The organism is Longimicrobium sp., from assembly GCF_036388275.1.
Taxonomy (GTDB): domain Bacteria; phylum Gemmatimonadota; class Gemmatimonadetes; order Longimicrobiales; family Longimicrobiaceae; genus Longimicrobium.
In genome coordinates, this window is sequence record NZ_DASVSF010000002.1 from 331345 (window position 1) to 357939 (window position 26595).

General features: G+C 71.8%; 24 protein-coding genes. 12 read left to right on the top strand and 12 right to left on the bottom strand.

The annotated features are described in order from the left end of the window. Positions 1-92: 92 nt before the first annotated feature. From VF632_RS01470 to VF632_RS01500, 7 genes are all read right to left on the bottom strand, one after another. Positions 93-1388 carry a DUF58 domain-containing protein gene (locus tag VF632_RS01470; protein ID WP_331021062.1) on the bottom strand — a complete coding sequence of 432 codons (1296 nt, stop codon included), beginning with the start codon at positions 1386-1388 and terminating at the stop codon, positions 93-95. Further along, on the bottom strand, positions 1385-2365 hold the full coding sequence (locus tag VF632_RS01475) for a MoxR family ATPase (protein WP_331021063.1): 981 nt from the start codon (positions 2363-2365) through the stop codon (positions 1385-1387). The genes VF632_RS01470 and VF632_RS01475 overlap by 4 nt, the downstream gene beginning before the upstream one ends. Continuing rightward, positions 2362-3540 carry a DUF4350 domain-containing protein gene (locus VF632_RS01480; RefSeq protein ID WP_331021064.1) on the bottom strand — a complete coding sequence of 393 codons (1179 nt, stop codon included), beginning with the start codon at positions 3538-3540 and terminating at the stop codon, positions 2362-2364. Before VF632_RS01480 ends, VF632_RS01475 begins: the two co-directional genes overlap by 4 nt. Further along, on the bottom strand, positions 3533-4174 hold the full coding sequence (locus VF632_RS01485; protein WP_331021065.1) for a DUF4129 domain-containing protein: 642 nt from the start codon (positions 4172-4174) through the stop codon (positions 3533-3535). Before VF632_RS01485 ends, VF632_RS01480 begins: the two co-directional genes overlap by 8 nt. A gap of 16 nt (positions 4175-4190) precedes the next feature. Beyond that, entirely contained in the window at positions 4191-5081 is an 891-nt protein-coding gene (locus VF632_RS01490) for a hypothetical protein (RefSeq protein ID WP_331021066.1), read from the bottom strand. Between the two features lie 117 nt (positions 5082-5198). Continuing rightward, positions 5199-6062, bottom strand: a complete 864-nt coding sequence (locus tag VF632_RS01495) for a hypothetical protein (RefSeq protein WP_331021067.1) — start codon at positions 6060-6062, stop codon at positions 5199-5201. A 116-nt stretch (positions 6063-6178) separates the two neighbouring features. Next, entirely contained in the window at positions 6179-6646 is a 468-nt protein-coding gene (locus VF632_RS01500) for a hypothetical protein (protein ID WP_331021068.1), read from the bottom strand. Positions 6647-6960: 314 nt separating this feature from the next. Between VF632_RS01500 and VF632_RS01505 the strand changes: the two genes are divergently transcribed. The 3 genes from VF632_RS01505 (at position 6961) to VF632_RS01515 (ending at position 12625) form a co-directional block, all read left to right on the top strand. Then, positions 6961-8394, top strand: a complete 1434-nt coding sequence (locus VF632_RS01505; RefSeq protein ID WP_331021069.1) for a copper resistance CopC/CopD family protein — start codon at positions 6961-6963, stop codon at positions 8392-8394. A gap of 82 nt (positions 8395-8476) precedes the next feature. Next, positions 8477-10528, top strand: a complete 2052-nt coding sequence (locus VF632_RS01510) for a pyrroloquinoline quinone-dependent dehydrogenase (RefSeq protein WP_331021070.1) — start codon at positions 8477-8479, stop codon at positions 10526-10528. Between the two features lie 30 nt (positions 10529-10558). Further along, complete coding sequence (locus tag VF632_RS01515; RefSeq protein ID WP_331021071.1) at positions 10559-12625, top strand: TonB-dependent receptor; 2067 nt, start codon at positions 10559-10561, stop codon at positions 12623-12625. A gap of 115 nt (positions 12626-12740) precedes the next feature. On the opposite strand, the gene VF632_RS01520 is transcribed toward VF632_RS01515, so the two are convergent. Then, on the bottom strand, positions 12741-13892 hold the full coding sequence (locus VF632_RS01520) for a hypothetical protein (RefSeq protein WP_331021072.1): 1152 nt from the start codon (positions 13890-13892) through the stop codon (positions 12741-12743). A gap of 368 nt (positions 13893-14260) precedes the next feature. Here VF632_RS01520 and VF632_RS01525 point away from each other — a divergent pair, with 368 nt between their 5' ends. The 3 genes from VF632_RS01525 to pckA all read left to right on the top strand — a co-directional run bounded on the left by VF632_RS01525 (position 14261) and on the right by pckA (position 17031). Further along, positions 14261-14590, top strand: a complete 330-nt coding sequence (locus tag VF632_RS01525) for a TonB-dependent receptor (RefSeq protein ID WP_331021073.1) — start codon at positions 14261-14263, stop codon at positions 14588-14590. Between the two features lie 107 nt (positions 14591-14697). After that, positions 14698-15243, top strand: coding sequence for a type II toxin-antitoxin system HicB family antitoxin (locus VF632_RS01530; RefSeq protein WP_331021074.1), 546 nt, complete (start codon positions 14698-14700; stop codon positions 15241-15243). Between the two features lie 153 nt (positions 15244-15396). Continuing rightward, positions 15397-17031 carry a phosphoenolpyruvate carboxykinase (ATP) gene (pckA, locus tag VF632_RS01535; RefSeq protein WP_331021075.1) on the top strand — a complete coding sequence of 545 codons (1635 nt, stop codon included), beginning with the start codon at positions 15397-15399 and terminating at the stop codon, positions 17029-17031. A gap of 76 nt (positions 17032-17107) precedes the next feature. Here pckA and VF632_RS01540 read toward each other — a convergent pair whose 3' ends face one another. Beyond that, the gene (locus tag VF632_RS01540; RefSeq protein WP_331021076.1) at positions 17108-17572 is read right to left on the bottom strand and encodes a hypothetical protein; all 465 of its coding nucleotides are present in this window, start codon (positions 17570-17572) and stop codon (positions 17108-17110) included. 139 nt (positions 17573-17711) lie between these two features. After that, positions 17712-17930 carry a DUF3072 domain-containing protein gene (locus VF632_RS01545; RefSeq protein ID WP_331021077.1) on the bottom strand — a complete coding sequence of 73 codons (219 nt, stop codon included), beginning with the start codon at positions 17928-17930 and terminating at the stop codon, positions 17712-17714. A 180-nt stretch (positions 17931-18110) separates the two neighbouring features. On the opposite strand from VF632_RS01545, the gene VF632_RS01550 reads away from it, so the two are divergent. Further along, the gene (locus VF632_RS01550; RefSeq protein WP_331021078.1) at positions 18111-19052 is read left to right on the top strand and encodes an ABC transporter ATP-binding protein; all 942 of its coding nucleotides are present in this window, start codon (positions 18111-18113) and stop codon (positions 19050-19052) included. Positions 19053-19498: 446 nt separating this feature from the next. Continuing rightward, positions 19499-20533: an ABC transporter permease gene (locus tag VF632_RS01555; protein WP_331021079.1), complete on the top strand. Its 1035-nt coding sequence runs from the start codon at positions 19499-19501 to the stop codon at positions 20531-20533. Between the two features lie 72 nt (positions 20534-20605). Here the strand turns inward: VF632_RS01555 and VF632_RS01560 are convergent, their stop codons facing one another. Further along, positions 20606-20977, bottom strand: coding sequence for a hypothetical protein (locus VF632_RS01560; protein ID WP_331021080.1), 372 nt, complete (start codon positions 20975-20977; stop codon positions 20606-20608). 284 nt (positions 20978-21261) lie between these two features. Here VF632_RS01560 and VF632_RS01565 point away from each other — a divergent pair, with 284 nt between their 5' ends. From VF632_RS01565 to VF632_RS01580, 4 genes are all read left to right on the top strand, one after another. Then, positions 21262-21771: a sigma-70 family RNA polymerase sigma factor gene (locus VF632_RS01565; protein WP_331021081.1), complete on the top strand. Its 510-nt coding sequence runs from the start codon at positions 21262-21264 to the stop codon at positions 21769-21771. Next, the gene (locus VF632_RS01570) at positions 21768-22547 is read left to right on the top strand and encodes a hypothetical protein (protein ID WP_331021082.1); all 780 of its coding nucleotides are present in this window, start codon (positions 21768-21770) and stop codon (positions 22545-22547) included. Before VF632_RS01565 ends, VF632_RS01570 begins: the two co-directional genes overlap by 4 nt. 31 nt (positions 22548-22578) lie before the next feature. Continuing rightward, positions 22579-24795: a TonB-dependent receptor gene (locus VF632_RS01575; protein ID WP_331021083.1), complete on the top strand. Its 2217-nt coding sequence runs from the start codon at positions 22579-22581 to the stop codon at positions 24793-24795. A gap of 75 nt (positions 24796-24870) precedes the next feature. Beyond that, complete coding sequence (locus VF632_RS01580; protein ID WP_331021084.1) at positions 24871-25644, top strand: hypothetical protein; 774 nt, start codon at positions 24871-24873, stop codon at positions 25642-25644. Between the two features lie 76 nt (positions 25645-25720). On the opposite strand, the gene VF632_RS01585 is transcribed toward VF632_RS01580, so the two are convergent. Next, positions 25721-26575, bottom strand: a complete 855-nt coding sequence (locus tag VF632_RS01585; protein WP_331021085.1) for a hypothetical protein — start codon at positions 26573-26575, stop codon at positions 25721-25723. Positions 26576-26595 lie beyond the last annotated feature (20 nt).

The following is a 26595-nucleotide window of genomic DNA, read 5'->3' on the forward strand; positions in this document are numbered from 1 at the left end:
GCGAGGGTGCGGCGAGGCTCTTCCTTCAACCGGGTGGGTGCGGGACCATTACCCCGCGGAGATCGGCAATGGTCCATGGAGCGCCGTAGAGGTCACAGCATTCCCCGGCGCTTCACGTCCAGGTAGCGGTTCACCACCGCCGGTACCGCGTCGCCGGGGCGGGTGTCGGCCACCAGCACGCCGGAGCGCTGCATGGCGGCCAGGGCGGCGGCGCGGGCCTGCAGCAGCTCTTCGGCGGCGGCGCGGCGGTACACCGCGGCCTCGTCGACGGGCGCCGTCTCGGCCACGGCTTCCAGGTCGGGGTTGCGGATGGCGACGGCCAGGGGCAGGTGCCGCTCCGCCGCGCGCCCCAGCTGCGACACCAGCGCCGCCGAGGCCAGCGGGTCGATGATGTCGGTGAACAGCACCAGCAGCGAGCGCTTGCGCACCTGCTTGGCCAGGTAGGTGAACGCCGCCGGGTAGTTGGGCTCCACCATCTTCGCGTGCACCTCGCCCAGCGCGTCGGACAGGCGCGCCAGCGAGTTGCGGGCGGGCGGAATGAAGCGCGTCACCCGGTCGGCGAACACCAGAAGCCCCACCGCGTCGTCGTGCACCCCCGCCACGTCGGCGAGCAGCAGCGCGGCCGTCAGCGCGTAGTCCAGCCGCTCGCGCTCGCCCACCTTCTGCGTCATCAGCCGGCCGGCGTCGATGCAGATCATCACGTTCTGCCGGCGCTCCATCTCGTACTGCCGCACGATCAGCCCGCCGCGCCGCGCGGAGGCCTTCCAGTCTACCGTGCGCGGATCGTCGCCGCGCGCGTACTCGCGCAGGCTCTCGAACTGCCCGCCCTCGCCGCGCTGCCGGATGTTGCGGAAGCCCGCCTCGCGCAGCCGGTTGCGCAGCCCCAGCAGGCGGAACTGCTTGACCTCGAGCACGCCGGGCACCACCCGCACCGCGTCAGCCCGCGGCACGCGCCGCTGCTGCCACGCCAGCCCCAGCGGCCCGGCGATGCGCAGGTGCACGTCGCCGAACACGGCGTCGCCGCGGCGCACCGTGGCCACGGCGTACCCCAGCCGCGTCTCCCGCCGCGCGTCCAGCCACAGCTCGTGCTCGTCGCCGCCCTCGCGCCGCAAAATGGGCGGCAGGTCGTCCGTCACCCGCACCCGCACCCGCCGGCCGGCGCGGTTGTCGAGCAGCCACGCCACCTCGGCCCGCGCGCCGAGGGAGATGCGCGGGGGCGAGCGGCGCGACACCGTGAGCTGCGCGGGGCCGGGGACGTACCACGCGTCCAGCCCGAACGCCACCAGCAGCACGGCGTCGGCCAGCAGCGCCAGGACGGGGTGCACCAGGAAGAGCGCGGACGCCCCCGCCAGCAGCGCCAGGAACAGGCGCGAGGGAAGCAGGCTCAAGCCTCGGCGCCGCGCGGGGCGGGGATGGTGGTGAGCAGTCCGGCCAGGCGCTGGTCCACCGTCTGCCCCTCTACCTCGGCCTCGGGGGTCAGCACCACGCGGTGCCGCAGCACGGGGAGGACGAGCATCTTCACGTCGTCCGGCGTCACGAAGTCGCGCCCGGCCAGGAACGCCTCGGCGCGGCTGGCCAGGAACAGCGACACGCCCGCCCGGGGCGACGCGCCCAGCGCCAGGCTGGGCTCCTCGCGGGTGGCGCGGACGATCCGGGTGATGTAGTCGCGCACCGTGGGCTCCACGTGCACCGTGGCTACCGACTGCCGCAGCGCGACGAGCTCGCCGGACGAAAGGACGGGCTTGATGCCGTACGTTTCCGCCCGGTCGGCGCTGAAGCCCGCGACGTAGCGGTCCAGGATGGCGCGCTCGGCCTCGGCGCCCGGGTAGCCGATGGTGATCTTGAGCAGGAAGCGGTCGAGCTGGGCCTCGGGGAGGGGATAGGTGCCCTCGTACTCCACCGGGTTCTGCGAGGCGAAGACGGTGAAGCCGGCGGGCAGCGGGCGCGTCTGCCCGTCCACCGTCACCTGCCGCTCCTGCATGGCTTCCAGCAGCGCCGCCTGCGTCTTGGCGGGGGCGCGGTTGATCTCGTCGGCCAGCAGCAGGTCGGTGAACACCGGCCCGGAGTGGAAGGAGAACTCGCGCTTCATCTGGTCCAGCACGTTCACGCCGATCAGGTCCGTCGGCATCAGGTCGGGGGTGAACTGCACCCGGCCGAAGCGAAGCTCCAGCGCCATCGCCAGCGAGCGGATGGAAAGCGTCTTGGCGGTGCCCGGCACCCCCTCGAGCAGCGCGTGCCCCCCCGCCAGCAGCGCCACCATCATCTGCCTGAGCAGGTCTTCCTGGCCCAGCACCACCGTGCCCAGCTCGTCCAGCACCCGCTGGGCCCGCTCGGCCGCCACCCCGTTCGTCGTCAGCTCGCTCACCGTTTTACCTCGTCCAGTAGATCGTCGACGCGACGGGCCACCGACACCAGCTCGGCGTCGGTCCCGCGCTTCCATTCCGTTTGCAGCGCCGCCGCGGCATCGCGGCCCACGGGGCTGGCGGTGGCCATGCGGCCCAGCAACTCCGCCGCGCCCGCCTCGTCGGCCGGCGCGCGCTTCCCCAGCCGCCGCGCCATCCCCGCCACCAGCAGCCGCCTGGCCGTGCGCTTGGCCCCCGCCTGCCGGTACGCGCCAGCCAGCGCCTCCACGTGCTCCAGCGGCGACCGCCGCCGCGCCGGCGGGGGCGGCAGCGGCGCGCCGAAGCGCCGTCCGGCCGCCAGCATCAGCAGCAGCAGCACGGCGAACAGCTGCAGCGAGGCGTGCCCCGCCGGGTGCTCGCCCAGGAACCGCCGCAGCGCCTTCCACACGCTTCCGTCGCCCTGAAAGCCGTGGTGGTACTCGTCGAACGTAAGCGGCCCGCCCGCGGCCAGCTCCGCCGCGGCCCGGGCGAACAGGGGGGCGGCGCCGCTGGTGCGCAGCCGCTCGTTGGTCAGCGGCCGCGCATCGCTGAACGCCACGACCCTCCCCCGGCCCATCTTGTACGCGATGGCGACCGGCTTTCCCCCCGCTTCCAGGAGCACGGTCGCGCGGCGCTCGCGGACCACGCGCGAGCTGTCGTCGAACCCGCGGCGGAAACCCTTCACCGTGCCCGTGCCCTCCGTCCAGCGATGCGGTCGGGCGGTGGCCGCCACCCCTTCGCCGAAGTCACCGCCCACCGCGCCGGACAGGCGGCTGACGTCCAGCCCCAGCGTGTCGTACGCCGGCCCCGCCGTCCCCCACGGGCTCACGGCGAACACCAGCGTTCCGCCCCCGCGAACGTGCTCCGCCAGTGCGTGCATCTCGGCGGGGGTGGGCTGCTCGGCGGGGGAGATGATGGCGAGGGCGCGGGGAAGCGAGTCGGTGCCGCCTGCGTCCACCAGCGGCGCGGTGCGCCGGGCCACGGGCACCTTCACCTCTTCCAGCGTCCAGTACAGCGCCTGCAGCCCGCCGGTGGAGGTGAGGAAGGTGGAGGCGCGCGGGTCTTCGCGGTCGTCCGGGGCCTGCGTGCCCACCAGGGTGGAAAGGATGAGCAGCACCAGCACCAGTGCCACCAGCATCCCGGACTCGCGCCTACCCATGGGCACCCGCCTCGGCCGCGGCGCCGCGCAGGCGCTCGTACACGCCCGCGTCGAGCGAGCGCCCGCCGAACACGGCGGGCTCGAAGGCACGCAGGAACGCGGCGAGGGGCCGCGAAAGCGCGTGGGGGCGGGCCTCCATGCGGTAGTCGCCGGGCGTCTTGGCGGGATCGTAGCGCACGGCGCCCGCGGCTTCCATGCGCAGCAGCAGGGCCTGGTACAGCGCCACCGCCGCGTCGCGGTACTGGCCCCCGGCGGCCAGGCGCCGGGCCTCTTCTTCCCATCCCGTGGCGTCGCGGGGGCGGCGCGCCGCCTGGGCCGCGCCGGCCGCCTGTCGAGCGGGCGCGGCGTCCGCGGCGGAAAGGCGGCCCAGGATGGTGTAGAGCAGGGCCACGATCAGCGCCAGCCCCAGCGCGGCCAAAATGGCGACGAGGATCCAGAACAGGACGGGGCTTTCCGACGCCACCCCTCCGAACAGCCGGTCCAGCGCCTGGCCGATGCGCGAGAAGAACCGGCCGATGGCCTCCCACACCGGGGCCAGCGGCCCCTTGGGCGGGGGCGCCAGCTCCGGGCGGGCGTACACCTTTTCCACCGCCCGGGCTACGTCGGGGGCAGAAGGCAGGGTGGTGGATTGCAACGGTCGGCGCGGGCGGTTACTGGGCGGCGGGCGCCAGCGAGTCGGTCATCACCTGCACGTCGAGCGCTTCGGTGCGCACGCGGCGGTCGAAGTAGGTCAGCACGAACACCGACACCATGAACGGCGTGGTCAGCACGCCGGCGATCCACGCCAGCACCTGCTGGGCGATCAGCGCGTTCGCGCCGGGCATCGCCGCGGCCGAGGTGGGGTTCGTCATCATCCCGGTGCTCCCGGTGACGAACGCCACGGCGACTACCGGCAGGTAGCCGATCAGCACCGACACCACCACCAGCCCCATCGTCCGCCAGAGCGCGCCGTTCACCAGGTCCCACGAGCGGCTGAGCGCCGACATCGGGCCCTTCCGCTCGACCACGATCGCGGGCGCCACGCCGGCAAAGATCGTGATCGCCAGCATGGACACCAGCAGCAAGCCGATGCCCACCACGATCGCACCGGTCACGCCCAGGACCACGGCGAAGATGCCCCCGAGGATGCCCGCGGCAATGGAGATGGCCCCGATCACCAGGCCGGCCAGGAAACCGGCCCCCAGCATCGGCAGCAGGGCGCGAAGCCCCACCTTGAGGCCGTCGGGCACGGACACGGGCGCGCCGGTGAACGCCTGCGTCGCCTGGCGCGTCAGCGCGCCCCAGGATACGAACGTCGCCAGGCCGGTAAGGACGATGTACAGCAGGAACGGGCCCGCGATGGCCGCCCCCGCGGTCGTCGGGTCCCCCCCCTCGCGAAGGTACCCGCCCAGGGCGACGGCATAGATCAGCCCGCCCGCCAGCAACCCGATGGAGGGGACCAGGGCAGTCAGGACGAACGTCGTGAAGTTGCGGCGATACAGCGAAAAGGCGCCATCGAGAATCTCGCCGAAGCCGAGGGGGCGAAGGCTGGGAATGGGCATGGCTTGGGGGAGGACGTGGAAAGCGAGGGGAAACAGCCGGAGAGGCGCGGACAACGTACCCGCCGGCCACCGGCGCGTCAACGATGGTTCGCGGCGCAATCGGGGCGCCGGGGCGGGTCAGTCGCCGGCCAGCGCCAGTGACTCGGTCATCAGCTGCACGTCCAGCGCCTCGGTGCGCACGCGGCGGTCGTAGTAGGCCAGCACGAACACGGAGGCGATGAACGGCGCGGCGGCGATGCCCCCCGCCAGGATCGCGAACCCGGCCCAGGCCTCCGCGGCGCCTCCCTCGGCGCCCGAGACTCCCTCGGAAAGACCGGAGACCCACACCACGGCGACGATCGGAAGGTACACGATGGTCGCCGTCACCAGCCCCACCGTGCGCCAGAAGACCCCGCGCAGCAGCTCCACCGAGCGGCTCAGCGCCTCCACCGGCCCCTTGCCCTCCACGATCACCGCGGGGCCCGCGCCGGCCAGCACCGCCGCGCCGCCCACGTACACGAAGACGAAGCCGAAGATCACTCCCGCGCCCAGCACGAGGGAAAACGCCGGAACGCCCAGCGCGCCCACGACGGTTCCGACCAGCGCCATCAGCAGGATGCCGCCCAACATCACCAGCGACATCCCGACGTTGTTCACGAAGGCGGACCCGAGCAGCGTGAACATGGAGCGCATCCCGGTGCGCAGCGCCTCCTTGAGACCGACGGGCTGCGCGATGAACGACTGCGACGCCTGGTGCACGAGCGCGCCCCATTGCACCATCACCGAAAGGGCGAGCAGGATCATCAGCCCGAATCCCCCGATCCCCGCAAGGGCCTCGTTTCCGCTGCCGACGAGCATGAGCATCAGCACGCCGCCTACGGCCAGCCCCGCCAGCGGCAGAAGCGCGGTGAGGATGAACCTCGTCAGGTTGCGCCGATACAGGGAAAACGCGCCGTCCAGGATCTCGCCGAAGCCCAGGGGCCGGAGGTTGGGAACAGGCATGGTGAGCGGTCGCGTGGGATGGAGGTACGGCGGGGAAGTCCTCGGGCTAGCACAAGGTACTGATCTGCCACGTTACGTGCAACGCCTGTTTTGGCGCCAGAGGACCGGAGCGGGATTTACCGCAGGGTGACGGGAATGGTCTGCGACGCGCCCTGCGGGATGGACTGGTGGTTCTCTCCCGACCAGGTCATGCGCAGGGTGGTGGAGCCCGCGGGCAGGCGGGGGAGCGCCCAGCGGTAGCGGGTGCCCTGAAGGGCGGTGATCTCGGTGGCGGACGCCATCAGCTCCGTGCCTCCGGCGAACAGGTGAAGGTGCCGCCCCGCCGCCGTCCACCCGGTGGGGCCCAGCACCAGCGGGGCGCCCGCGTCGAACTCCACCGAGGCCGGCTGCGGGAGCGCGGCCCCGGCGGCGGGGCTCACGATCCGGATCTGCGGCACGGCGGACGCGGGCCCGGAGCCCGTGTCGGATCCGCCCTCCATGAACGACCTCACCAGGAACACCAGCCCCAGCAGCACCATCACCCCCCCGACGATCCCGAACACGCGGTCCGCCATCAGCCGCTCCCCCGATCCGCCCTGCGCCATCCATTCTCCTTCTCACGATTCCGCTCTCGGCGACGAGCGGGAAAGATGCACCCCCACGGCGCTCCGCGCGAGGGCTGGCGCGGACGTGGAAGTAGATGAAGGAACGGCGTTTACTCTCCACTTCGGCGCCGCGGCGTGCGGCGGCGGGAGGGTGCGTGTCCGTCCAGGGCTCCCTGCTGCCCTACGGGTCCGCTTCTGGAGACTGGCGCCTGTCCGCCGTATCTTCCCCGCATCGACCGGACACGCGCGCGTGGCGGCGTGCTGGATGGATGAAAACCGCGGCATGCTCCCCGGCGGCCCTGGAACTCACACGGATGCCTTCGATCCTTTCTCTGATCGCCCTGCTGGCCCGCCGCGCCCTGCTTCCGGTGCTGGCCTGCGCGCTGCTGGCGGCTCCGGCGGCCGCGCACACCAAGATCCAGTCGACGCAGCCCGCCAACGGCGACACGGTCGCGAGCGTCCTGGCGGAGGTGCGCGTCCGGTTCAGCACCGCTGTCGCGCCCGGGCTCACGCGCATCGAGCTGCGGCAGGGCGGGCGCACCGTCCTCACCGGCGGCGCACCCGTGGATGGAGAGGGCAACCGCGAGTACGTCCTACAACTGGCGCAGCCGCTCGCCCCCGGCGCGTACGAGGCGCAGTGGACCACGGCCGGGGCGGATGGACACGTGCTGCGGGGCACGTTCCGCTTCGTCGTCGCCGCACCCGCGACTCCCGTGACGAGCGGACCGCTGCCCACGGAGGCAGCAAAAGACTCCGCGCGGGTGGACTCCAGCCTGGCGGCGGGCGTTCCGGGCGACCCCGACGCGGTCGGCACCACCACGTCGGCCGCGGCGAGCCCGCTTTCCGTCGCCGTGCGCTGGGGATGGTTCGCCGCGCTGCTGGCGATGATCGGCGTGGTGGCCTTCCGCTTCGGCGTGCTGGCGCGGCTGGCTAAGGACGAAGCATTCCGTCCCGTGGCGGCGCGGGCGGAGGCAGGCGCGTGGACCATTGCCCTGGGTGCCGCGTCGCTCTCCATGCTGACGCTGGCGGGGCGGCTGTGGCTGCAGGCGGCCGCGCTGGGCATGCGGACGGAGGACTGGAGCGGGGAGCAGCTGACGGCGCTGGTGACGGGAACGGTGTGGGGGCTGGGCTGGCTGCTGCAGGCCATCGCCACCTGCGCGTTCGTGATGGGAATGCTGATCGCCCGGGCGCCGCACGGACGGACCGCGGGGTGGATGGGCGCCGCGGGAAGCGTGGTGCTGCTGGCCGCGGTTCCTGGGCTCTCCGGCCACGCGGCGGGCGTCGAGGGGCTGACCGCGGTGGCCATCGTCAGCGATGCGCTGCACGTGCTGGCGGCTGGCGCGTGGATCGGCAGCCTGCTGATGGTGCTGGCCATCGGCATTCCGGCCACGCTGGGGACGACGGCCGCGGCGTACGGGGCCGTCGCGATGATGGTGCGCGCCTTTTCGCCGATGGCGCTCATCTCCGGCGCCGTGGTGGGCGCCACGGGCGTCGTCAGCGCGCTCCTTCACATCGGCGCGGTCGACAACCTGTGGGGCACGGGCTACGGGCGCGCGCTGCTGCTGAAGGTGGCGCTGCTGACGCTCGTCGGGGCCACGGGCTTCTACAACTGGCGGCGCGTGCTCCCCGGCCTGGGGGCGGACGACGCGGGCACGCGCCGGCTGCAGCGCTCCGCGCGGGTGGAGCTGGCCATCGCCGCCGCCGTCCTGCTGGTCACCGCGGTGCTCGTGGCGCTTCCGACGCCCTGAGCCGCACCCTTTCGTGGCGGAGCGCCCCTCCCTCGCGCCCCGCGGCACCCGGCCGTCTCACCCGATCCACCAGAACCCGACCATGACGATTCATAGCGGGTGGCTGTACGCAGGCGTTTTCACCCTCGCGGCCTGCATTCCGACGTCCGGTCCGCCGCTTCCCTCGCCGAACGATGCCGTGGAGTGGCCGGCGTACGGCGGCGACGCGGGGGGAAGCCGCTGGTCGGCGCTGGACCAGGTGAACCGCGGCAACGTGGGCGCGCTCGCGGTGGCGTGGACCTACCACACGGGGGAGACCGCGCCCGAATACGCCACCGCCCGCCCCACTGCACTCGAGGCGACGCCGCTGATGGTGGACGGAACGCTGTACCTGAGCACGCCCCTGGGCCGGGTGATCGCGCTGGACCCCGCGGACGGCACCGAGCGGTGGGTGTTCGACCCGCGCGTCGACCGCTCCGTCCGCTGGGGCGACTTCACCAGCCGCGGCGTTTCCACCTGGGTGGACGGGCGAACCGCTGGTGACGCCGCGTGCCGCCGCCGCATCTACGTCGCCACCATCGACGCACGGCTGATCGCCCTGGACGCCCGCGACGGCCGGCCCTGCGCCAGCTTCGGCGCGGCGGGCACGGTGGACCTGCGCCGCGGGCTGCGGAACGCTCCGTTCGAGGCGGCGGAGTACCAGGTGACCTCTCCACCCGCCATCGTGGGTGACGTGGTGGTGGTAGGCTCCGCCGTCGCCGACAACAACCGGGTGGAGGCCGCCAGCGGCGAGGTGCGCGGCTTCGACGCCCGCAGCGGCGCGCTTCTATGGGCGTGGGACCCCGTTCCGCAGGACCCGGCGGACCCCGCGTACGCCACCTGGCAGACGCCCGAGTCGCACCGGACGGGCGGCGCAAACGCGTGGTCCGTGATCGCGGCGGACGCGGAGCGGGGGCTGGTGTTCGTCCCCACCAGCAGCCCCAGCCCCGACTACTTCGGCGGCGCGCGGCCGGGCGACAACCGCTACGCCAACTCCATCGTGGCCCTGCGGGCCCGGACGGGCGAGGTGGTGTGGCACTTCCAGACGGTGCATCACGACCTGTGGGACTACGACAACGCGTCGCCCCCGGCGCTGGTCACCATCCACCGCGGCGGACGCGCCATCCCGGCCGTGATCCAGGCCACCAAGACGGGGCAGCTGTTCGTGCTCCATCGGGAAACGGGGGAGCCGCTGTTTCCCGTCACCGAGCGGCCCGTCCCCGCCAGCACCGTCCCCGGCGAGCAGGCCTCCCCCACGCAGCCCTTCAGCGCGCTTCCGCCCCTCTCGCCTCACCGCATCACGGCGGACGACGCGTGGGCTCCCACGCCCGAGGGCCGCGCGGCATGCCGGGCCATCATCGCCGGGCTGCGCAACGAGGGGATCTTCACGCCGCCCAGCCTGGAGGGCACGCTGGCGGTGCCGTCCAACATCGGCGGGGCGCACTGGGGCGGCGTGGCGTTCGACCGCACGGACGAGGTGGCCATCGTCCCCGTGAACCGCATCGGCGCCATCGTGCAGCTGATTCCGCGCGAGCAGGTGAGCGCCGTGCGGGAGCGGGAGGCAGCCCAGCGCGCGTCCGTGGACTGGGAGATCACCGACATGCGGGGCACGCCGTACGTGATGCGGCGGCGCCTGCTGCTGGGGCCCGGCATGACGCCGTGCACGCCTCCGCCGTTCGGCGCGTTGGTAGCGCTGAGCCTGCGGACGGGCGAAAAGGTGTGGGAGGTGCCGCTGGGCTCGCCGGGGCCGCTGGGCGCGGCGCTCCCGGACGGCGGGGCGGGGATGGGCTCGCCCAACCTGGGCGGCCCCATCGCGACCGCGGGAGGGCTGGTGTTCATGGCGGGCACGCTGGACCGCTTTCTTCGCGCGTTCGACACACGGAACGGGCGCGAAGTGTGGCGGGGCGAGCTGCCCCGCGGGCGGCAAGGCCACGCCTATGACGTACGCGGTGGGCGGACGGCAGTTCGTGGTGGTGGCGGCGGGTGGCGACGGAGGCGCGTTCGGGCGGAGCGACGCCATCGTGGCGTTCGCGCTGCAACCCTGACGCGGCGAAACCGTGTGAGGCCGATTCCCGCCATGGACCGTTTTCTGCGGCTTCGGAGCGCGAGAGCATAGCCTAACTCCGTTCCAGAAAAGCCGTTGCAGATGAAGCCGATCACGGCCGTGCCCCTGCGCGCCGCCTTTTCGCTTGCGTGCCTGTGCGCCGCCGCGCCCGCCGCCGGGCAGACCGATACGACGACCGTCCCGCTCGATACCGTCACCGTGCAGGTGCTGGGCGGCAGCGTTCCCCAGCTGCGCGCGCCCTTTGCCGTCACCGCGGTGCGCGAGGCCGAGATCCGGCAGGGTCGCCCCGGGCTGGCGCTCACCGACGCGCTGTCTGCCATCCCTGGCGTGCAGGTGGACAACCGCTTCAACTACGCGCTGGGGGAGCGCATCTCCATCCGCGGCTTCGGCGCGCGGGCGCAGTTCGGCGTGCGCGGCGTGCGGGTGCTGGTGGACGGCATTCCGGCCACGCTGCCGGACGGGCAGACCACGCTGAACCACGTGGATCCCTCGCAGCTGGGCCGTGCCGAGGTCATCCGCGGCCCCGCGTCGGCGCTGTACGGCAACGCGTCAGGCGGGGTGATCCGCTTCAGCAGCGCCCCCCCGCCCGATGCGCCGTTCGCGACGGAGCACCGCGTGCTGGCCGGCGGCGACGGGCTGCTGCGCGGCGAGACGAGCGCCGGTGGCCGCATGGGCGCGCTAGGGTACCGCGCTTGGGTGTCGCACCTGCGATACGGCGGTTATCGCGAGCACTCCAGGGCGCGCAACACGCTGGCCGGCGGCAGCGTGTCGATGGCGCGCGGGGCGAACGAGGCGCGGCTCACGTTCAGCCTGGTGAACTACGACGCGCTCAATCCCGGCTCCCTGTCCGACTCCCTGCTGCGCGTGGACCGGCGGCGGGCGTTCGCGCGCAACGTGCAGCAGGCCACGGGCGAGGAGGGGCGGCAGGGGCAGCTGGGGGTGTGGTGGCGGCGCGCGATGGGCCCCGGCGCGCTGGAGGTGTCGGCGTACGGGCTGATGCGGTCCATCGACAATCCCATCCCCACGTCCATCATCGACCTGGACCGCAGCGTCCGGGGCGCGCGCGCCGCGTGGAACGGCGGCGTGGGGAGGCTCCGCTGGACGGTGGGCGGCGAGATGGAGGGGCAGCGCGACCAGCGCCGCAACTTCGCCAACACGGCGGGGACTCGAGGGAGCCTGACGCTGGACCAGCGGGAGCGCGTCACCTCGTCCAGCGTGTTCGCCCAGGCGACGGCGACGCCGCTCGCGCGGGTGGACGTGCTGGCCGCCGTGCGCTACGACCGCTTCCGCTTCGGGGTGAACGACCGCCTGGTATCCGCCGCCAACCCGGACGACTCCGGCGCGCGGACGATGGACCAGGTGAGCCCGGCGCTTGGCGTATCGGTGGCGGTCACGCCATCCGCCACCGTGTACGCGAACCTGGCGACCGCCTTCGAGACGCCCACGACCACGGAGCTGGCCAACCGGCCCAGCGGCGCGGGCGGCTTCAACCCCGAGCTGAACCCGCAGCGCACCGTATCGCTGGAGGTGGGCGGCAAGGCACGCGTGGCGCCCGGCGTGTGGGTAGAGGCGGCGGCGTATCGCGCCCGGATCGACGACGCGCTGATCCCGTTCGAGGTGCCGGGCGCGCCGGGGCGCACCTTCTTTCGCAACGCGGGCCAGGCGAACCACCGCGGCATCGAAGCCGCCGCCGTGCTGACGCCCCGCGCGGGATGGACGGCGCGCGCGGCCTACACGCACACCGACGCGCGCTTCGGCCGCTACGTGGTGGGCGCGGACGACCGCGCCGGCAACCGCGTTCCCGGCATCGCGCCGCACCGGTGGGAGCTGTCGCTGCTCGCCTCGCCCCCGCGCGGCCCGTTCGCCGGGATCGACGCGCGGTACGTGTCGTCCACGCCGGTGGCGGATACGGATACCGACGCGCGGTTCGCGTCGCCCGCGTACGCGCTGGTGGACGTGCGCGGGGGATGGGAGGGTGCCCGCGTCGCCAGCGTGGAGTTCTCCCCGTTCGCCGGCGTAACGAACCTGCTGGATCGAGCCTACAACACGTCCGTGGTCATCAACGCCTTCGGCGGCCGGTACTACGAGCCGGGACCAGGCCGCTCCCTGTACGCGGGCCTGCGGATGCAGCTGGGAGAAGTCCGCTGATGGCGGAACCAACTCAGGCGTGCTGAGGAAGCGGCGGGCGGTACGGGACGGAACGCAGACCGAGCCGCGCAGGAGTGCTCCTGCCCGGCTCGGCTGCCCGACCTGTCAGTGCGCCTTAGTACTTGGGCGTCCAGTCAAGCTCGATGTTGGCGGTCGCGTTGCCGCTCTGGTAGATGGTCCGGATCTGCCCGCGGTCGCTTGCGTAGAAATTACGCCCCCCCTTTTCGTCGTCGCCGCCGCAGAACCCGCCGTCGCGGTCGATGATCTTGAAGTAGACGCGCTCCGACGTGCCTTCGGTAATGCGCCGGAAGAGGAGCGCGGCATGCGGATAGAAGTGCGTGAACCGAGGAACCTCCTCGTACTGCAGCTCACCCGTGCCGGTGGCCACGCCGGCCGCATTGTAGTGCGTGGCCCGGAAGGTGGGGTCGGGGTCGCCGCAGCCGTCGGCGTAGTGAAGGTAGTAGTAGTCCAGGAAGGTCGTGTCGGCGGGCGCGTAGGAGCCGCCACCACCACCGCTACCTCCGTCTTCGGCGCAGGGGAGCAAGGCTGTCTGCGGATCGCAGCTCTCGTTCAGTTTGGGACCGCGTACCGCTCTGCTCTTGCCCAGGTCGGCCAACTCGATGGTCACCGGGGTGCCGTTGACCGGGGTCCAAATATACCGGCCGGAGATCACGCCGTCGTTCGCTTCTTCGATCACATCTCCGGGCACGTTTGCCTGCGGATCGATGCGGCGGCCCCGGAACTCGGTCGGGGAGATCTGGAATACCGCCACGCCGGGGTTGGCGCGGTTGAACGCCACCCGCGTGCGCGTGCCGCCGGGCCGGAAGCCGGTGCTGAACCCATCTTCAGGCCGCTGAACGAGGCCGGTTACCACCAGGTTGGGCGTAGCCTTCCACGTACGCCGGTCTTCGCGGGCCGGAACGAAGAAGTCGGCATCCGGGAGCTGCGCCGCGAGCGTGCGCACAGCCGCCGGGTCGCTGCCCAGTGCTTGCGCCACGCTGGCCACCAAGTCATCAGCTTCTGGCGACGCCAGGTACTCGTGTAGCACCAGGCGATGCTGGGTTATAAGCGAAGCGCGCATGGCGTCGCGGACGTCCTCGCGGATGTCCGGATCGGCCATTGCCATGGCGATGCCACGCGCCAAGTCCTGCATGGCCGCGTCAGGGGTCCCCGGTCGCGGGGCGGAGGTGTTTCCGCCTGTGGGACCTGCGTCGCAGGCCGAGGTGGCGGCTGCAAGCAGCAGAATCGAGAGTGTCGGCTTGTACATGGTGTCTCGTGAAAAGGGATGAGAAACAGAGTTCCATGGTGATGTCTTCGCCCCGACCGCGGACGGCCGCCGCCACTCGCCCCGGGTGCGCGGGCCGGGGAGTGGAGACATCCGCGCCAGGACCGACCGTCAGGCCCAAACGTGTGTTTTTACAATAACACGAGAACACCGGTTTCCACAAGGTATGTCACAAAAGGCTCCCATTGCGGTAGTGGGCGGCCGCAGAGCCGCGGAGGGTGCACCCCGCTCCCGGTTTCGCGATTCACGGCGCGCGCGGCCTACACGCACACCGGGGCGCGCTCGGCCGCTACGTGGTGGGCGCGAACGACCGTGCAGGCACCCGCGTTCCCCCGAATCGCGCCGCACCGGTGGAAGCTGTCGCTGCTCGCCTCGCCCCCACGCGGCCCGTTCGCGGGGCTCGATGCACGCTACGTGTCGTCCACGCCGGGGCGGATACGGATGCCGACGCCGGGTTCGCGTCGCCCTCGTACGCGCTGGTGGACGTGCGCGGGGGATGGGAGGGCGCTCGCGTCGCGGGCCTGGAGTTCGCCCCGTTCGCCGGCGTGACGAACCTGCTGGATCGAGGCTACAACACGTCCGTGGTCATCAACGCCTTCGGCGGCCGGTACTACGAGCCGGGGCCGGGACGCTCGCTGTACGCGGGGCTGCGGATGCAGCTGGGCGCGCCGCGACGCTGATTCTTGCTGGTGCCAGCGGTGGCGTAAAACGAACAAACTTTACACCGCTCGGAGATCCCGTAGATTTGCTCCTCATCCAGTGTCTCCACCCAGCCATGGAGGATCTGATGAGGACTGTTGATGAATACCTGGCACTTCCCTGGTCCGTGCGCGGGAGGGGCGTGCGCGAGGCGCCGGACGCCGAACCGTACTACCTGATTACGATCGACGAGATGAGCGGGTTCTCCGTCGTGTGCGACTCACGCACGGAGGCAGAGTCGATTTTTCCGATCGTGCTGCGCGAGTACATCGAGGCGACGCTGGATTGCGGCCACCGGCCCGTTGTGCCGCTCGCCATCCGCAAGGAAGGCGCGACCTGGAGCGGGAGCCAGGACGACGCGCGGGTCGGCGAGCACATGGCGCTGCCGTGGTCGCTGGAGGGACGGGCCATTCGCGACGCGGAAGGCGAGGAGCCCTACTACGTGATCACCATCCGCGAGCTACCCGGGTTCTCGGTCGTGGGCGAAACCCGGCGCGAGGCGCTGGCGGAACTGGAGATCGCGCTGGCCACGCACCTGTCCGGGGTCCTGGCCGATGGCTTCGACATCAAGGTGCCGGAGCCCCGGCTTCTCGCATCGGAGTTCCCGGACCGGGAGGACGGGCACGAAAGCTGACCCGGCGCGGGACCGCTTCATGAACGTGGCAGCACAAGACCGGTGAGCCGTGTTCACCTTGCATCCCCGCGCCGGGGGTGCTAGAGTTGCCGTTTCTGCCCGCCCGGCTGCCGTCTGATCGGGCCCGCACGACCCTGTTGCACGAGAGCGACGATGTCGACGACCCTTGTTCCCGAAGCTCCCGCCGCGGCCGGCACCGGCCGCGAAAGCCGCTACGGGTTGGAAAACCACGGGATCCGCAACCCCGGAACCGTGTTCTGGAACCTGAACCCCGTGGAGCTGGTGGAGCACGCGGTTCGGCGCGGCGAAGGCAGCCTGGTCGAGGGAGGCCCCTTCAACGCCGTCACAGCACCGCACACCGGCCGCTCGCCCAACGACCGCTTCGTGGTGCGCGAGCCCTCGTCCGAGGAGCACGTGTGGTGGGGCAAGGTAAACGTGCCCATCTCGCCCGAGCACTATGCGGCGCTGCGCGAAGACGTGATGGCGCACCTGGAGGGGCAGGACCTGTACGTGCGCGACATGGTGGCCGGGGCCGATCCCAAGTACGAGCTCAACGTACGGGTGATCACCCCCAACGCGTGGCACAACCTGTTCGCGTTCAACATGTTCCGCCGCCCCGAAGCAGGGGGCCTGGCCGACATGGTGCCGGGGTTCACCGTTCTCCATGCGCCCGAGTACGAGGCAGACCCCGCACGCCACGGCACGCGCACCAGCACCTTCATCCTGATCAACTTCGGCGCCAAGGAGGTGCTGATCGGCGGCACCCGCTACGCCGGCGAGATCAAGAAGTCGGTGTTCGGGGTGATGAACTACGTGCTGCCCATGCAGGGCGTGCTTTCCATGCACTGCTCGGCCAACGTGGGCCCCGAGGGCGACACGGCGCTCTTCTTCGGGCTGTCGGGCACGGGCAAGACCACCCTGTCGGCAGACCCGGAGCGCGGGCTGATCGGCGACGACGAGCACGGGTGGACGGACGACGGGATCTTCAACTTCGAGGGCGGCTGCTACGCCAAGGCCATCAAGCTGTCGCCCGAGGGCGAGCCGGAGATCTACGCCACCACCCGCATGTTCGGCACGGTGCTGGAGAACCTGGTGATGGACGAAGCCCGGCGGGTGGACTTCGACGACATCTCCATCACCGAGAACACGCGGATCTCGTATCCGCTCCACTACATCCACAACTACGTCCCCGAGGCGCGCGGCGGCCACCCGCGGAACATCGTGTTCCTGACGGCCGACGCGTACGGCGTGCTCCCCCCCATCAGCCGCCTGACCCCCGAGCAGGCGATGTTCTACTTCCTGTCGGGGTACACGGCCAAGGTGGCGGGCACCGAGCGCGGCGTAAAGGAGCCGCAGCCCACCTTCTCGGCCTGCTTCGGCGCGGCGTTCCTGTCGCTGCACCCCGGGGTTTATGCCGAGCTGCTGGGACAGAAGATCGCCCAGCACGGCGCGCGGGTGTGGCTGGTGAACACCGGCTGGACGGGCGGGCCGTACGGCGAGGGCAGCCGCATGAAGCTGGCGTACACCCGCGCCATGGTGCGCGCCGCGCTCTCGGGCCAGCTCGACGGCGTGGCGACCGAGACGGTGCCGTTCTTCGGCCTGCAGGTGCCCACCGACGTGCCCGGCGTCCCCGCCGAGCTGCTGAACCCGCGCGGCACCTGGGCGAACCCCGAGGCGTACGACGCCCGGGCGTGCGACCTGGCGAACGCCTTCTGTCAGAACTTCGAGCAGTTCGCCGACCGCGTGCCGGAGGCCGTCCGCAACGCCGGCCCGTCGTCGGCCGAGTAGGCGTCCCCGGCGTCAGCCGCGAACGAGAGCGGGCCGGAGCCGAGGAATCGGCTCCGGCCCGTTTCGCTTTCGTGTTTCAGATTGCCGGCCGAGTGCTGATTGGGCGCTTCACGCCGAGGTGCTTCGCGCCCAGGTTGATCACGAGGGTAGCCGCCGTGATCGCAGCGGAAACGTCGTGCACATTGGCACTCTTGAATGGTTCATTCTCCACCGCGTGCCACAGCGGCAGGAAGTGGGTCATCTCGGAAAGTGCATTGGCCAGTTTACTGTCGCGGACCAGGCTCCGTGCAACGTCGAATACGATCTGCTGCTGATCATCGCCAATGCAAAAGTGGTAACCCGCGGCGCGACCGATCGCCACCGCGACGAGCAACGCTGCGCCGCATGCACACAACAGCCGAGTGTCGAGACTGATACCGGCCTCGTGCGCATCGTCCAGGGCACGCTCCACCTTGGTCCAGAACGCCAGGACGTCCGCGTTCGTAACGGGCACTGGCTCCAGGTCTGCACTGGAGAGATAGCGATCCACAGTGGGATTCATAAGTACCTCAGATTTCTTGCGCAGGTGGGGTGTACGTCCATTTTGATGCGAGTGGGGGCAAAGGTCAATGCTCTCATCCCGCGAACGAAAGCGCCCCCGGCTCGTCCAAGCCGGGGGCGCGCATCGGGCGGACGAGGGATCAGCGGCCGCGGCCGGTTTCGTCCTTGAGCTCGTCGATCTTCTTGGAGGCCTCGGCCTTGGTCAGGTCGTCCTCCACCTCCACGTGCGCCTCTTCGGCCAGCGTGTGAAGGTACGAGCGCTGGGCGCCCGTCATCGGCTCGTCGCCCGTGACCCAGTTGTCCGGGTCCTTGATCATGTTGCTGTCCTCGGCGTGCTCCTGCGTCGCGCGATCGGTCATGGCTCGTTCTCCGGAACGTGGTCCAAGTAGTTGTCAGTCAACCTGTTGGATGTGTTTATCAGCAGAAAGCATACCAAAGATACGCCGAAGATCACGGGGCATCGCAACGGTGACCCGCAACCGCGGCACCGGGCGTGCGAGCGTGGGCCGTTTTCTCCCCCGGTAAATGGAGAACGCGAGTTGGAACGGACGGATACACGGACTGAGCCCGCCATCCGCTGCCGCGGGCTGCACAAGCGGTTCGGCGGCACGGTGGCGGTGGACGGCATCGACCTGGAGGTGCGCCGGGGCGAGTGCTTCGGGCTGCTCGGGCCGAACGGCGCGGGCAAGACGACGACGGTGGAGATCCTGGAGGGGCTGCAGCCCCGCGACGGCGGCGAGGTGCAGGTCCTTGGGATGAGATGGGAAAGCGACGCCGCCGCCATCCGCCAGCGCCTGGGCGTGCAGCTGCAGGAAAGCGAGTTTTCCGACCGGCTGACGGTGGAAGAGATCGTACGGATGTTCCGCTCGTTCTACCGCCAGGGCCCCACGCCGGACGAGCTGATCGACTTCGTGCAGCTGGGCGAGAAGCGCAGGGCGCAGGTGCGGCACCTGTCCGGGGGCCAGCGACAGCGGCTATCCGTGGCCTGCGCGCTGGCGGGCGACCCCGACCTGCTGTTCCTGGACGAGCCCACCACCGGGCTGGACCCGCAGTCGCGGCGGCAACTGTGGGACGTGTGCGAGGCGTTCAAGGCGCGCGGCGGCACCATCCTGCTGACCACGCACTTCATGGACGAGGCCGAGCGCCTGTCGGACCGCATCGCCGTCATGGATCACGGCCGGGTGATCGCCCACGGCACCCCGGCCGAGCTGATTGCATCGCTGGGCGGCGCGCACGTGATCGAGTTCGCCGCCACCGCGCAGCCTTCGGACGACGAGCTGCGGGCCATCCCGGGGGTCACCCGCGTCTCCACCCACGGCGGCGCCACCCAGCTGACCGTCGAGGAAACGCACCGCAGCCTCCCCGCCCTGCTGGACGGCATCGGCGCGGCGGGCGGCGTTCTCACCGAGCTGACCACCCACCGCGCCACGCTGGAAGACGTGTTCCTGGCACTGACCGGACGGGAGCTGCGCGATGAGTAGCCGAGCCCGGTGGGCCGGGCTCAAGCATCTGAAGGACGGGATAGAGCGCTTCGGACAGGGCCAGGTTCCGCAGGTGGCGCGCGAGCAGGAGCTCTGCGGTGTCGCCTGCGCGATGTTGAAAACCCAGGCGGAGCCGGTGTGCCGAAAGCGCCGTTTCCGCGGCCGCGAAGAAACGTGTCTTGACCGAGGCTCGTCATCGTGCTAACGTACTTGAGAAGCCTCGGGCGATCCTCTCCTGGCCCCTGCAAGGGGAGCCGGTGATGGTTCCGAGGAAAGGCGATCGACCCCCGGCAGACTCCCGTCTGCCGGGGGTTCGTTTTAGCTGGCCGGAAGATGGGTGTGCCCCGCGGCAAAATCAACACTGTGTACAGGGGATGTGGTCCGGGCCACCCGACGAAAGTGGATCGTCTACAGAAAGGCCTCCGGGCCCCTGAAAGGTAGTGCGAATGCGAGATCCCAGTCCCCTTCGCGAGCTTACCCTCGCCCGCATCCGCGGCTTCGTGCGCGAGCCCGAGGCGCTGTTCTGGACCTTCGGGTTTCCCATCATCATGGCCGTGGGGCTGGGCCTCGCCTTCCGCGAGGCGCCCGCGGAGCGCGCCGCCGTTGGTGTCGAGCAAGGCTCCGTCGCCGAGCGCTACCTGGCCGCGCTCCGCCAGTCCACCGAGGTGAAGGTGACGGTGCTGGACGCGAACGCCGCCGAGCGCGCCGTGGCCCGAGGCGACGTCGCCGTCCTCCTGGCCGGGCGCGACCGGCTGACCTACCGGTTCGACCCGGCGCGCGCGGAAAGCCGCAGCGCGCAGCTGATCGCCGACCGCGTCGTGCAGCGCGCCGCGGGGGCCGTGCCGCGAGTGCCGACCATCGACGATCCCACGCGGCGGCCGGGCGGGCGCTACATCGACTGGGTGATCCCGGGGCTGATCGGGCTGAACCTGATGTCGACGGGAATGTGGGGGATGGGCTTCAGCCTGGTGCAGATGCGGCAGAAGAAGCAGCTGAAGCGGATGTCGTCGACGCCCATGCGGCGGAGCGACTTCCTGCTGGCGCAGATCCTGGCGCGCCTGGCGTTCGTGGTGCTCGAGGTGCCGCCCATCGTGCTGTTCGCCTGGCTGGCGTTCGGCGTGCAGGTGAACGGGTCGCTGGCCCTGCTGGCCCTGGCGGTGGTCCTGGGCGCCATGACCTTCGCCGGCCTGGGGCTGCTGGCGTCCACCCGCGCGCGGACCATCGAGGGGGTCAGCGGGGTGCTGAACCTGGTGATGCTGCCGATGTTCGTGCTGTCGGGCGTGTTCTTTCCCGCCAGCCGCTACCCCGACGCGCTGCAGCCCTTCGTGCAGGCGCTGCCGCTGACCGCGCTGAACGACGCCCTGCGGGCCATCTACAACGACGCGCTGCCGCTGGGGGCGTTCGCGGGCGAGGTGGGGATCCTGCTGGCGTGGATGATCGGGTCGTTCCTGCTGAGCGTGCGGGGGTTCCGCTGGCAGTGAACGGGCAGGCGCAAAAGGCGCGGGGCGGCCCGTCGTGAACGAGGCCGCCCCGCGCGCCGGCCGCACTCAGGCTCAGCCTGGCTGCAGCGTAGCGGTGAGCTCCTGCGTCTGTGGCCCGCAGGTGGCGCCCGGAACCACGATACCGCTGCGCGTCCACACGGCCGACCCGGGCCGCCCGACGGTCACCGTGTAGGTGCCTGCCGGGCCGATGGCGGCGAGGTAACGCTCGCTGCCCGCCCCCAGGTGGCGGAGCGAGTCGCCCAGGGTGCCGGTTTCCCATCTGCCCGTGACCTGCATGTCCACCCGCTGCTGGGTGGGTCCGTCCACCACCCGTATGAGGACGGCCGGGCTGGCGACGTCGGGGCAGACGGCGTTGACGGCCATGTCGTTGCACGCGCTGGCGGCAACGGCCGCCGCGAGGGCGGCCAGGATCGGCCTCTTCATCTCTTTCCGAATTCCGGCTGACGGGGAATGTCGCACATGGCGGAAGCGACTTCGGGCGTACAACGAACGTCCCTTGGAAGTCGTGACACGTGTGCGCCGCGCAGCGTTGGCGACGGCGTGTCACGATCGGCGCGCGACGGGCGTTCTTCCCCCGTCGGATGCGTGGCGCATGGCGCCGCGCCGCGTTATTCCGCTCCTGAAGCGATGATCGAGCCCACGTGCCGAGCAGCCACGCCGCCCGTCCCGCGCCGGACGCCGCCGCACCCGCGGCGCCGAGGCCGGTCTTGAAGGCCGTTCCCACGAACGCCCCGGACTACGACGCGCTGTTCCGCGACGTATATCCGTCGCTGTTCCGCTACCTGCATCGGCTGACGGGCGACCACGACCAGGCCGAGGACATCGCGCAGGAATCGTTCGTGCGCCTGCTGGGGCGGTCGCTCCCCGGCGACGAGGCGCGGCTGTGGCTGTTCACGGTGGCCACCAACCTGTTCCGCGACGGGGCGCGCACGCGCAAGCGCCGCGAACGGCTGCTGACGGCCACCCCGTGGAAGCCGTCGGCGCTCCCCGCGCCGGACGTGGAGGCGGAGCGAAAGTACGCGGTGCAGCAGGTGCGCCGCGCGCTGGAGCAGATTCCCGAACGCGACCGGCAGATGCTGCTGATGCGCGAAGAGGGCTTCAAGTACGACGAAATCGCCCGTGTGGCCGGTGTGGCCCCGGGATCGGTAGGCACGCTGCTGGCCCGCGCAACCCGGCGGTTCCTGGCGGTGTACGACGGAGAACGGGAGGACGGATGACACACCTGGGTGAAGGCACCCTTCTGGAACTGCTCGACGGCGAGCTGGCGCCCGACCGGCGCGGCGCGGCCGACCGGCACCTGGCCGCATGTGCCGCGTGCGCGGGCGAGCTGGCCGAGCTTCGCGCGGGGGGCGAGCGGGCCTCGGCCCTGCTGGGGCTGGCCGACGTGCCTGCCCCCGTGCTGCGGGCACAGGCCAATTTCCACCGCCGGCGCCGCGCCGGCCGTCCGCTGGCCGGTGCCGGGCGGGCGCTTCCGCGCGCGGCCGCCATCGCGCTGACGCTGGCCGTGGCCGGCGTGGCCGCGGCCGTGCCCGGCAGCCCCGTGAGGGGCTGGCTGGGCGGCGCGACGGTGGAGGAGCGGCCCGCCGAGCCGGTGCGGCTGGAGCGGGCGCCCGAAGCGCCCGCGCCCGCGCCCGCGGTGGGGCCCCTGCCCAAGGCGGTATCCATCCTTCCCGACGCGGGGCGCGTGCGGGTGGTGGTGTCGGGCTCGTCGCCCGAGCTGCGGGTGCGGACACGGCTGACGGACGGGCCCAACGCCGAGGTGCACGCCACGGGCTCCGCCGCGTCGGCGCGCTTCCGCACGGCGCCGGGGCGCATCGAAGTCGTGGGCGCCGGGCCGGGCGAGGTGGTGGTTCACCTTCCCGCGAGCGCCCGGACGGCGTTCCTGGAGGTGAACGGCCGCGTGTACGCCGCCAAGGAGGGCGCCACGCTGCGCTCACTGCAGCCGCGGGTGGACGGATCGGCCGCCGAGCCCGTCTTCCGCGCCGGGCCCTGATGTCCATCCGCTTCCGCGCCGCCGTTCGCTGATGCTCACCGCGCTGTTCGCCGCCGCGCTGATCGCCGCTGCCCCCGCCCAGGATACGGCCCGGGGGGTCATCCGCGGCACCGTGCAGAGCGACCCGTCGGGGCTGCCCGTGGCCCTGGCCGTCGTCGAGGCCGGGTCCGGCCCCCGCACGATGGTGGGGATGGCGGACAGCACCGGACGATACTCCCTGCGGGTGGGCGCCGGCTGGCAGGTGGTGCGCGTGCGGCACCTGGAGCACGCGCCGCAGGAGATGCAGGTGCTGGTTCCCTCCGGGGGCGAGGTGGTGCTGGACGTGGCGCTGGAGCTGCGGCCCATCGCCCTGGCCCCCGTGCGCGTCCACGCCCTGGGCGACCCGCGCGCCGACAGCATTTCGGTGCCCTCGACGGACGTCAGCTACCTGATCGGCCATCGCACGCTGGGTGAGGGCGGCGGGCTGGACGGGGCGCTGGGGCAGGAGTACGAGCCGGCAGCGGAGCCCGACGGCGACGAGGGCGACGCGCTGTACGTCCGCGGATCGTCGGGAATGCTGCAGCTGGTGCTGCTGGACGGCGCCCCCGTGTACGCCCCGTTCCACACCGGCGGGCTGCTGGAAACCTTCGAGCCCGGCGTGCTGGGGTCTGCCCGTCTGTACCTGGGCGGCGCGCCCGCGCGGTACGACGGCGGCTTGTCGTACGTGATGGACCTTTCCACCCGCGGCGGAAACGGCGACGGCCACTCGGGCGCCGGAGCGGTGGACATGATGTCGGCGCGCGGGCGCGCCGAGGGGCCGCTGGGGAACGGGGCGCGGTACCTGGTGTCGGCGCGCACGGTGCACGGCGCCAGCATGACGCAGCTGGAAAGCGAGCCGTTTCCCTATCAGTTCGGCGACGCGCTGGCGCGGCTGGACGTGCCGACGCAGTACGGGGCGCTGTCCATCACCGGGTTCATGAACCGCGAAGGGGTGCGCATCGACACGGCCGGCCCGGGCGACGGCCATGCGCGGTGGGGCAACCTGGCCACCTCCATCCGCTGGCGCGGACGGCTGCGCGGCGCCGACGCGGAGCTCACCGTGGCGGGGGGACGCTTCGACGCCAACCTGCCCCAGCGCGACCCTGCCCGGCTGCTGCAGCTGGAGTGGCAGCAGGAGCGGCTGCGGCTGGGGCTGGACCTGGCCAGCGACCTGCGCGGGGGGGTGCGGCTGCGCTACGGCGCGTCGCTGGACCGCACCTGGTTCCGGCACATCGCCACCGTTCCCGAGGAGTACCGGCTGCTGCTGTACTCGCGCGGCGCCGGCTCGGCGGCCGGCGGCTACGTGGACGCGTCGTGGCAGCCCGCCCGGCGCGTGCTTCTGCGCGGGGGCCTTCGCGGCGACCACTTCTCGGTGGGCCAGGTGGCCAAGGTGGCGCCGCGCGCCTCGGCTACCTGGCTGCTGTCGGACGGCGCGGCGCTGACGCTGGCGGCCGGGCGCTACCACCAGTACGTGCGCGTTCCGCGGCCTTCGCTTCAGGCGGGCGCGCCTCCGCGCAACAGCGCCGATGCCATCCGCGTTCCCACGCAGATTGCCGTCGCCAGCGCCACCCACCTCGCCATGTCGCTGGACCAGGAGCTGGTGGCCGGCGTGCGGCTGGGGCTGGAAGGGTTCTACAAGCGCTTCCACGGCCTGCCGCTGAAGGACGCCAACATCTCCCACAACTCGGGGGTGGACGTGTGGGTGCGCCGCACGGCGGGCGAGGTGACCGGCTGGCTCGGGTACTCGCTTTCGTGGGGGTGGAACTCGAACGAGGGGATGGGCACCTCGGCCGAGTTCGTGGGCCGGCAGACGGTGAGCGCGGGCGTCCGCGGCCCGGTGTGGCGCCGCACGCTGCTGGGGCTGCGGGTGGCGTACGGCGATGGCCTGGCCTACACCCCGGTGACCGTGGGAGGGCAGGCCGAGGCGCTGGACGGGGCGAGCCTTCCCGTGTACCAGAGCGGCAACTCGGTGCGGCTGGACAGCGACTCACCGCTGCGGGGGCCCTCTGCGGACTTCCTGCGCGTGGATGCCGAGGTGTCTCGCACCTGGACGCCCATGGTGGCCGGCCGCCGCACCCAGCTGACGCCCTACCTGAAGGTTCTCAACGCGCTGGAAAGCCGCGACGCGCTCTTCTACCGCTACTTCGCCGAGGGCGACAGCGGCGCGCGCCTGCAGCCCGTGTCAACCCTGCCCGTGGTGCCGGTGGTGGGGGTTGCCTGGCACTTCTGACGGTTGAGAAAGCCAGGACCTTTGCATAGCTTCATCTCCCGCCCGCCGATTTCCTTCCCCGAAGTCCAAAACGCCATGCACCCCACCATGCTGCGCCCGCTGAACGTGGGCGAGATCCTGGACCGCTCCTTTTCGCTGTACCGCCGCCAGTTCGCGCCCATGCTGGGCACGGCGCTGACGCTGTACCTGCCGCTGGCCGTGCTGTCGGCGACCCTTGGCGTCGCCGCGGCGTCCGGGTCCGATGCGGCGCTCGTGGGCGGCGGCATCCTGGTCCTGCTGATCGCCCCGATGATGCTGGTGGGGGTGGTGCTGGCGCTTGCCGCGCTCACCTACCAGGCCAGCCGGGCGTACATGGGGCACCCGGCCACCGTCGGCGAGGCCGTGCGGCACGGCTTCGCCCGCTTCTTTCCCCTGGCGCTGGCGATGATCCTTACCGGCATCGCCGTTTTCCTGGGGCTGTTCGGGCTGCTGATCGGGGCACTGATCGTGTACGTGCTGCTCTTCGCGGTGGTCCCGGCGGTGGTGGTGGAGCGGCGGGGGCCGCTCGCGGCCCTTCAGCGTTCGGCGGAGCTGGCGGAGGGCGACTGGTGGCGGATCTGCGCCGTGGTCCTCGTCGCCGGGCTGATCGCCACCCTGCCCTCCATGGCGGTGCGGTTCCTGATGGCGTCCGCGGTCAGCGCCACTGACCCGATGTCGCAGGGGTTCGTCAGCGCACTCGGCGCGCTGGTGAACGCGCTGACGTATCCGTTTTCCGTGGCGGCCACGGTCATCCTGTACTACGACCGCCGCGTGCGCGCCGAGGGGCTGGACGTGGAGCTGATGGCCGCCACCGCCCCGGTGCCGGCCTGAGCCAGCTCGAGGCCGACGAAACGCGGGCGGGCCGAATCCTCGGCCCGCCCGCTCCTTTTTTCTGTCGATTGGAGCCCTACCAGTCCATCCCGGCGGAAACCAGGAGGCCCCACGCCGGGCTGAACGGGGTGTAGCCGGCCACCGCCTCGGCCAGCAGCCAGCGGCGCCCGCCGGCACGCACCCCCAGGCGCACCTCGCCCAGCGACTCGTTGCCGCGGATCTCGCGGCGCCGGGGCCTGCCCACCTGCTGGCCCAGCACGGTGACCATCGGCCGGAGGGAGCCCACGGCGTACTCGGCGCGCAGGGCGTACACCAGCAGGTCGTCCTGCTCGAAGGTGGGCCGCCGCGTGCCGAAGATGCCCACGCCCGCCTCGGCCTGCAGCGCAATGGGCCCGCGGACGGTGCGCCCGCCAAGGGTGGCCATGAAGTCCGTCGCGTCCCGGTCCAGCCCCACCGCGTTGTCCGTGGTCGGCAGCCGCGTGCCGAACCGCAGGGCGGCGGCCACGGGCGCGCCGTCGCCGGTCAGGCGGATGGCGGTGAGGATGCGGTAGTCGCCCGCGTCGCGGCGCTTTCCGTCGTCCGTCATCTTGACGTACGGCTCCGGCGCGGCGAACGAGGATTCTTCGTCGAAGAACCGCTGCACGGTGCCGCCGCCCTCCAGCACCACGCGGCCGGTGCGCCAGAACGCCCGCCAGTTTCCCGCCTCCACCAGCGTGCCCTCCGTTCCCGCCAGCGACGCGCGCTGCCCCGCCATCCATCCACCACCCACCTGCGCCGACACGGTTCGCCCGCCGTCGAACATTCGCCACTCCAACGCGTCCAGCGGCCGCAGCTGCGCCGATGCGCGCGCGGGCAGTGCACAGAGGGCCAGCAGAAACGCGGTTCGCCGCGCGATGTGCATCCGCGCGGCGAGCGGGATTGGGCGCATCATCCGTGGCTCGACTGGAGAGA

Excerpts from the sequence above, each read along its gene's own strand:
- VF632_RS01500 (WP_331021068.1), bottom strand. The coding sequence starts at position 6,646 with ATGGCGCAGGGCGGATCGGGGGAGCGGCTGATGGCGGACCGCGTGTTC.
- VF632_RS01520 (WP_331021072.1), bottom strand. The coding sequence starts at position 13,892 with ATGTACAAGCCGACACTCTCGATTCTGCTGCTTGCAGCCGCCACCTCG.
- VF632_RS01480 (WP_331021064.1), bottom strand. The coding sequence starts at position 3,540 with ATGGGTAGGCGCGAGTCCGGGATGCTGGTGGCACTGGTGCTGGTGCTG.
- VF632_RS01545 (WP_331021077.1), bottom strand. The coding sequence starts at position 17,930 with ATGACCGATCGCGCGACGCAGGAGCACGCCGAGGACAGCAACATGATC.
- VF632_RS01585 (WP_331021085.1), bottom strand. The coding sequence starts at position 26,575 with ATGATGCGCCCAATCCCGCTCGCCGCGCGGATGCACATCGCGCGGCGA.
- VF632_RS01490 (WP_331021066.1), bottom strand. The coding sequence starts at position 5,081 with ATGCCCATTCCCAGCCTTCGCCCCCTCGGCTTCGGCGAGATTCTCGAT.
- VF632_RS01555 (WP_331021079.1), top strand. The coding sequence starts at position 19,499 with ATGCGAGATCCCAGTCCCCTTCGCGAGCTTACCCTCGCCCGCATCCGC.
- VF632_RS01580 (WP_331021084.1), top strand. The coding sequence starts at position 24,871 with ATGCACCCCACCATGCTGCGCCCGCTGAACGTGGGCGAGATCCTGGAC.
- VF632_RS01570 (WP_331021082.1), top strand. The coding sequence starts at position 21,768 with ATGACACACCTGGGTGAAGGCACCCTTCTGGAACTGCTCGACGGCGAG.
- VF632_RS01505 (WP_331021069.1), top strand. The coding sequence starts at position 6,961 with ATGCCTTCGATCCTTTCTCTGATCGCCCTGCTGGCCCGCCGCGCCCTG.
- VF632_RS01560 (WP_331021080.1), bottom strand. The coding sequence starts at position 20,977 with ATGAAGAGGCCGATCCTGGCCGCCCTCGCGGCGGCCGTTGCCGCCAGC.
- VF632_RS01495 (WP_331021067.1), bottom strand. The coding sequence starts at position 6,062 with ATGCCTGTTCCCAACCTCCGGCCCCTGGGCTTCGGCGAGATCCTGGAC.
- VF632_RS01575 (WP_331021083.1), top strand. The coding sequence starts at position 22,579 with ATGCTCACCGCGCTGTTCGCCGCCGCGCTGATCGCCGCTGCCCCCGCC.
- VF632_RS01510 (WP_331021070.1), top strand. The coding sequence starts at position 8,477 with ATGACGATTCATAGCGGGTGGCTGTACGCAGGCGTTTTCACCCTCGCG.
- VF632_RS01530 (WP_331021074.1), top strand. The coding sequence starts at position 14,698 with ATGAGGACTGTTGATGAATACCTGGCACTTCCCTGGTCCGTGCGCGGG.
- VF632_RS01515 (WP_331021071.1), top strand. The coding sequence starts at position 10,559 with ATGAAGCCGATCACGGCCGTGCCCCTGCGCGCCGCCTTTTCGCTTGCG.
- VF632_RS01540 (WP_331021076.1), bottom strand. The coding sequence starts at position 17,572 with ATGAATCCCACTGTGGATCGCTATCTCTCCAGTGCAGACCTGGAGCCA.
- pckA (WP_331021075.1), top strand. The coding sequence starts at position 15,397 with ATGTCGACGACCCTTGTTCCCGAAGCTCCCGCCGCGGCCGGCACCGGC.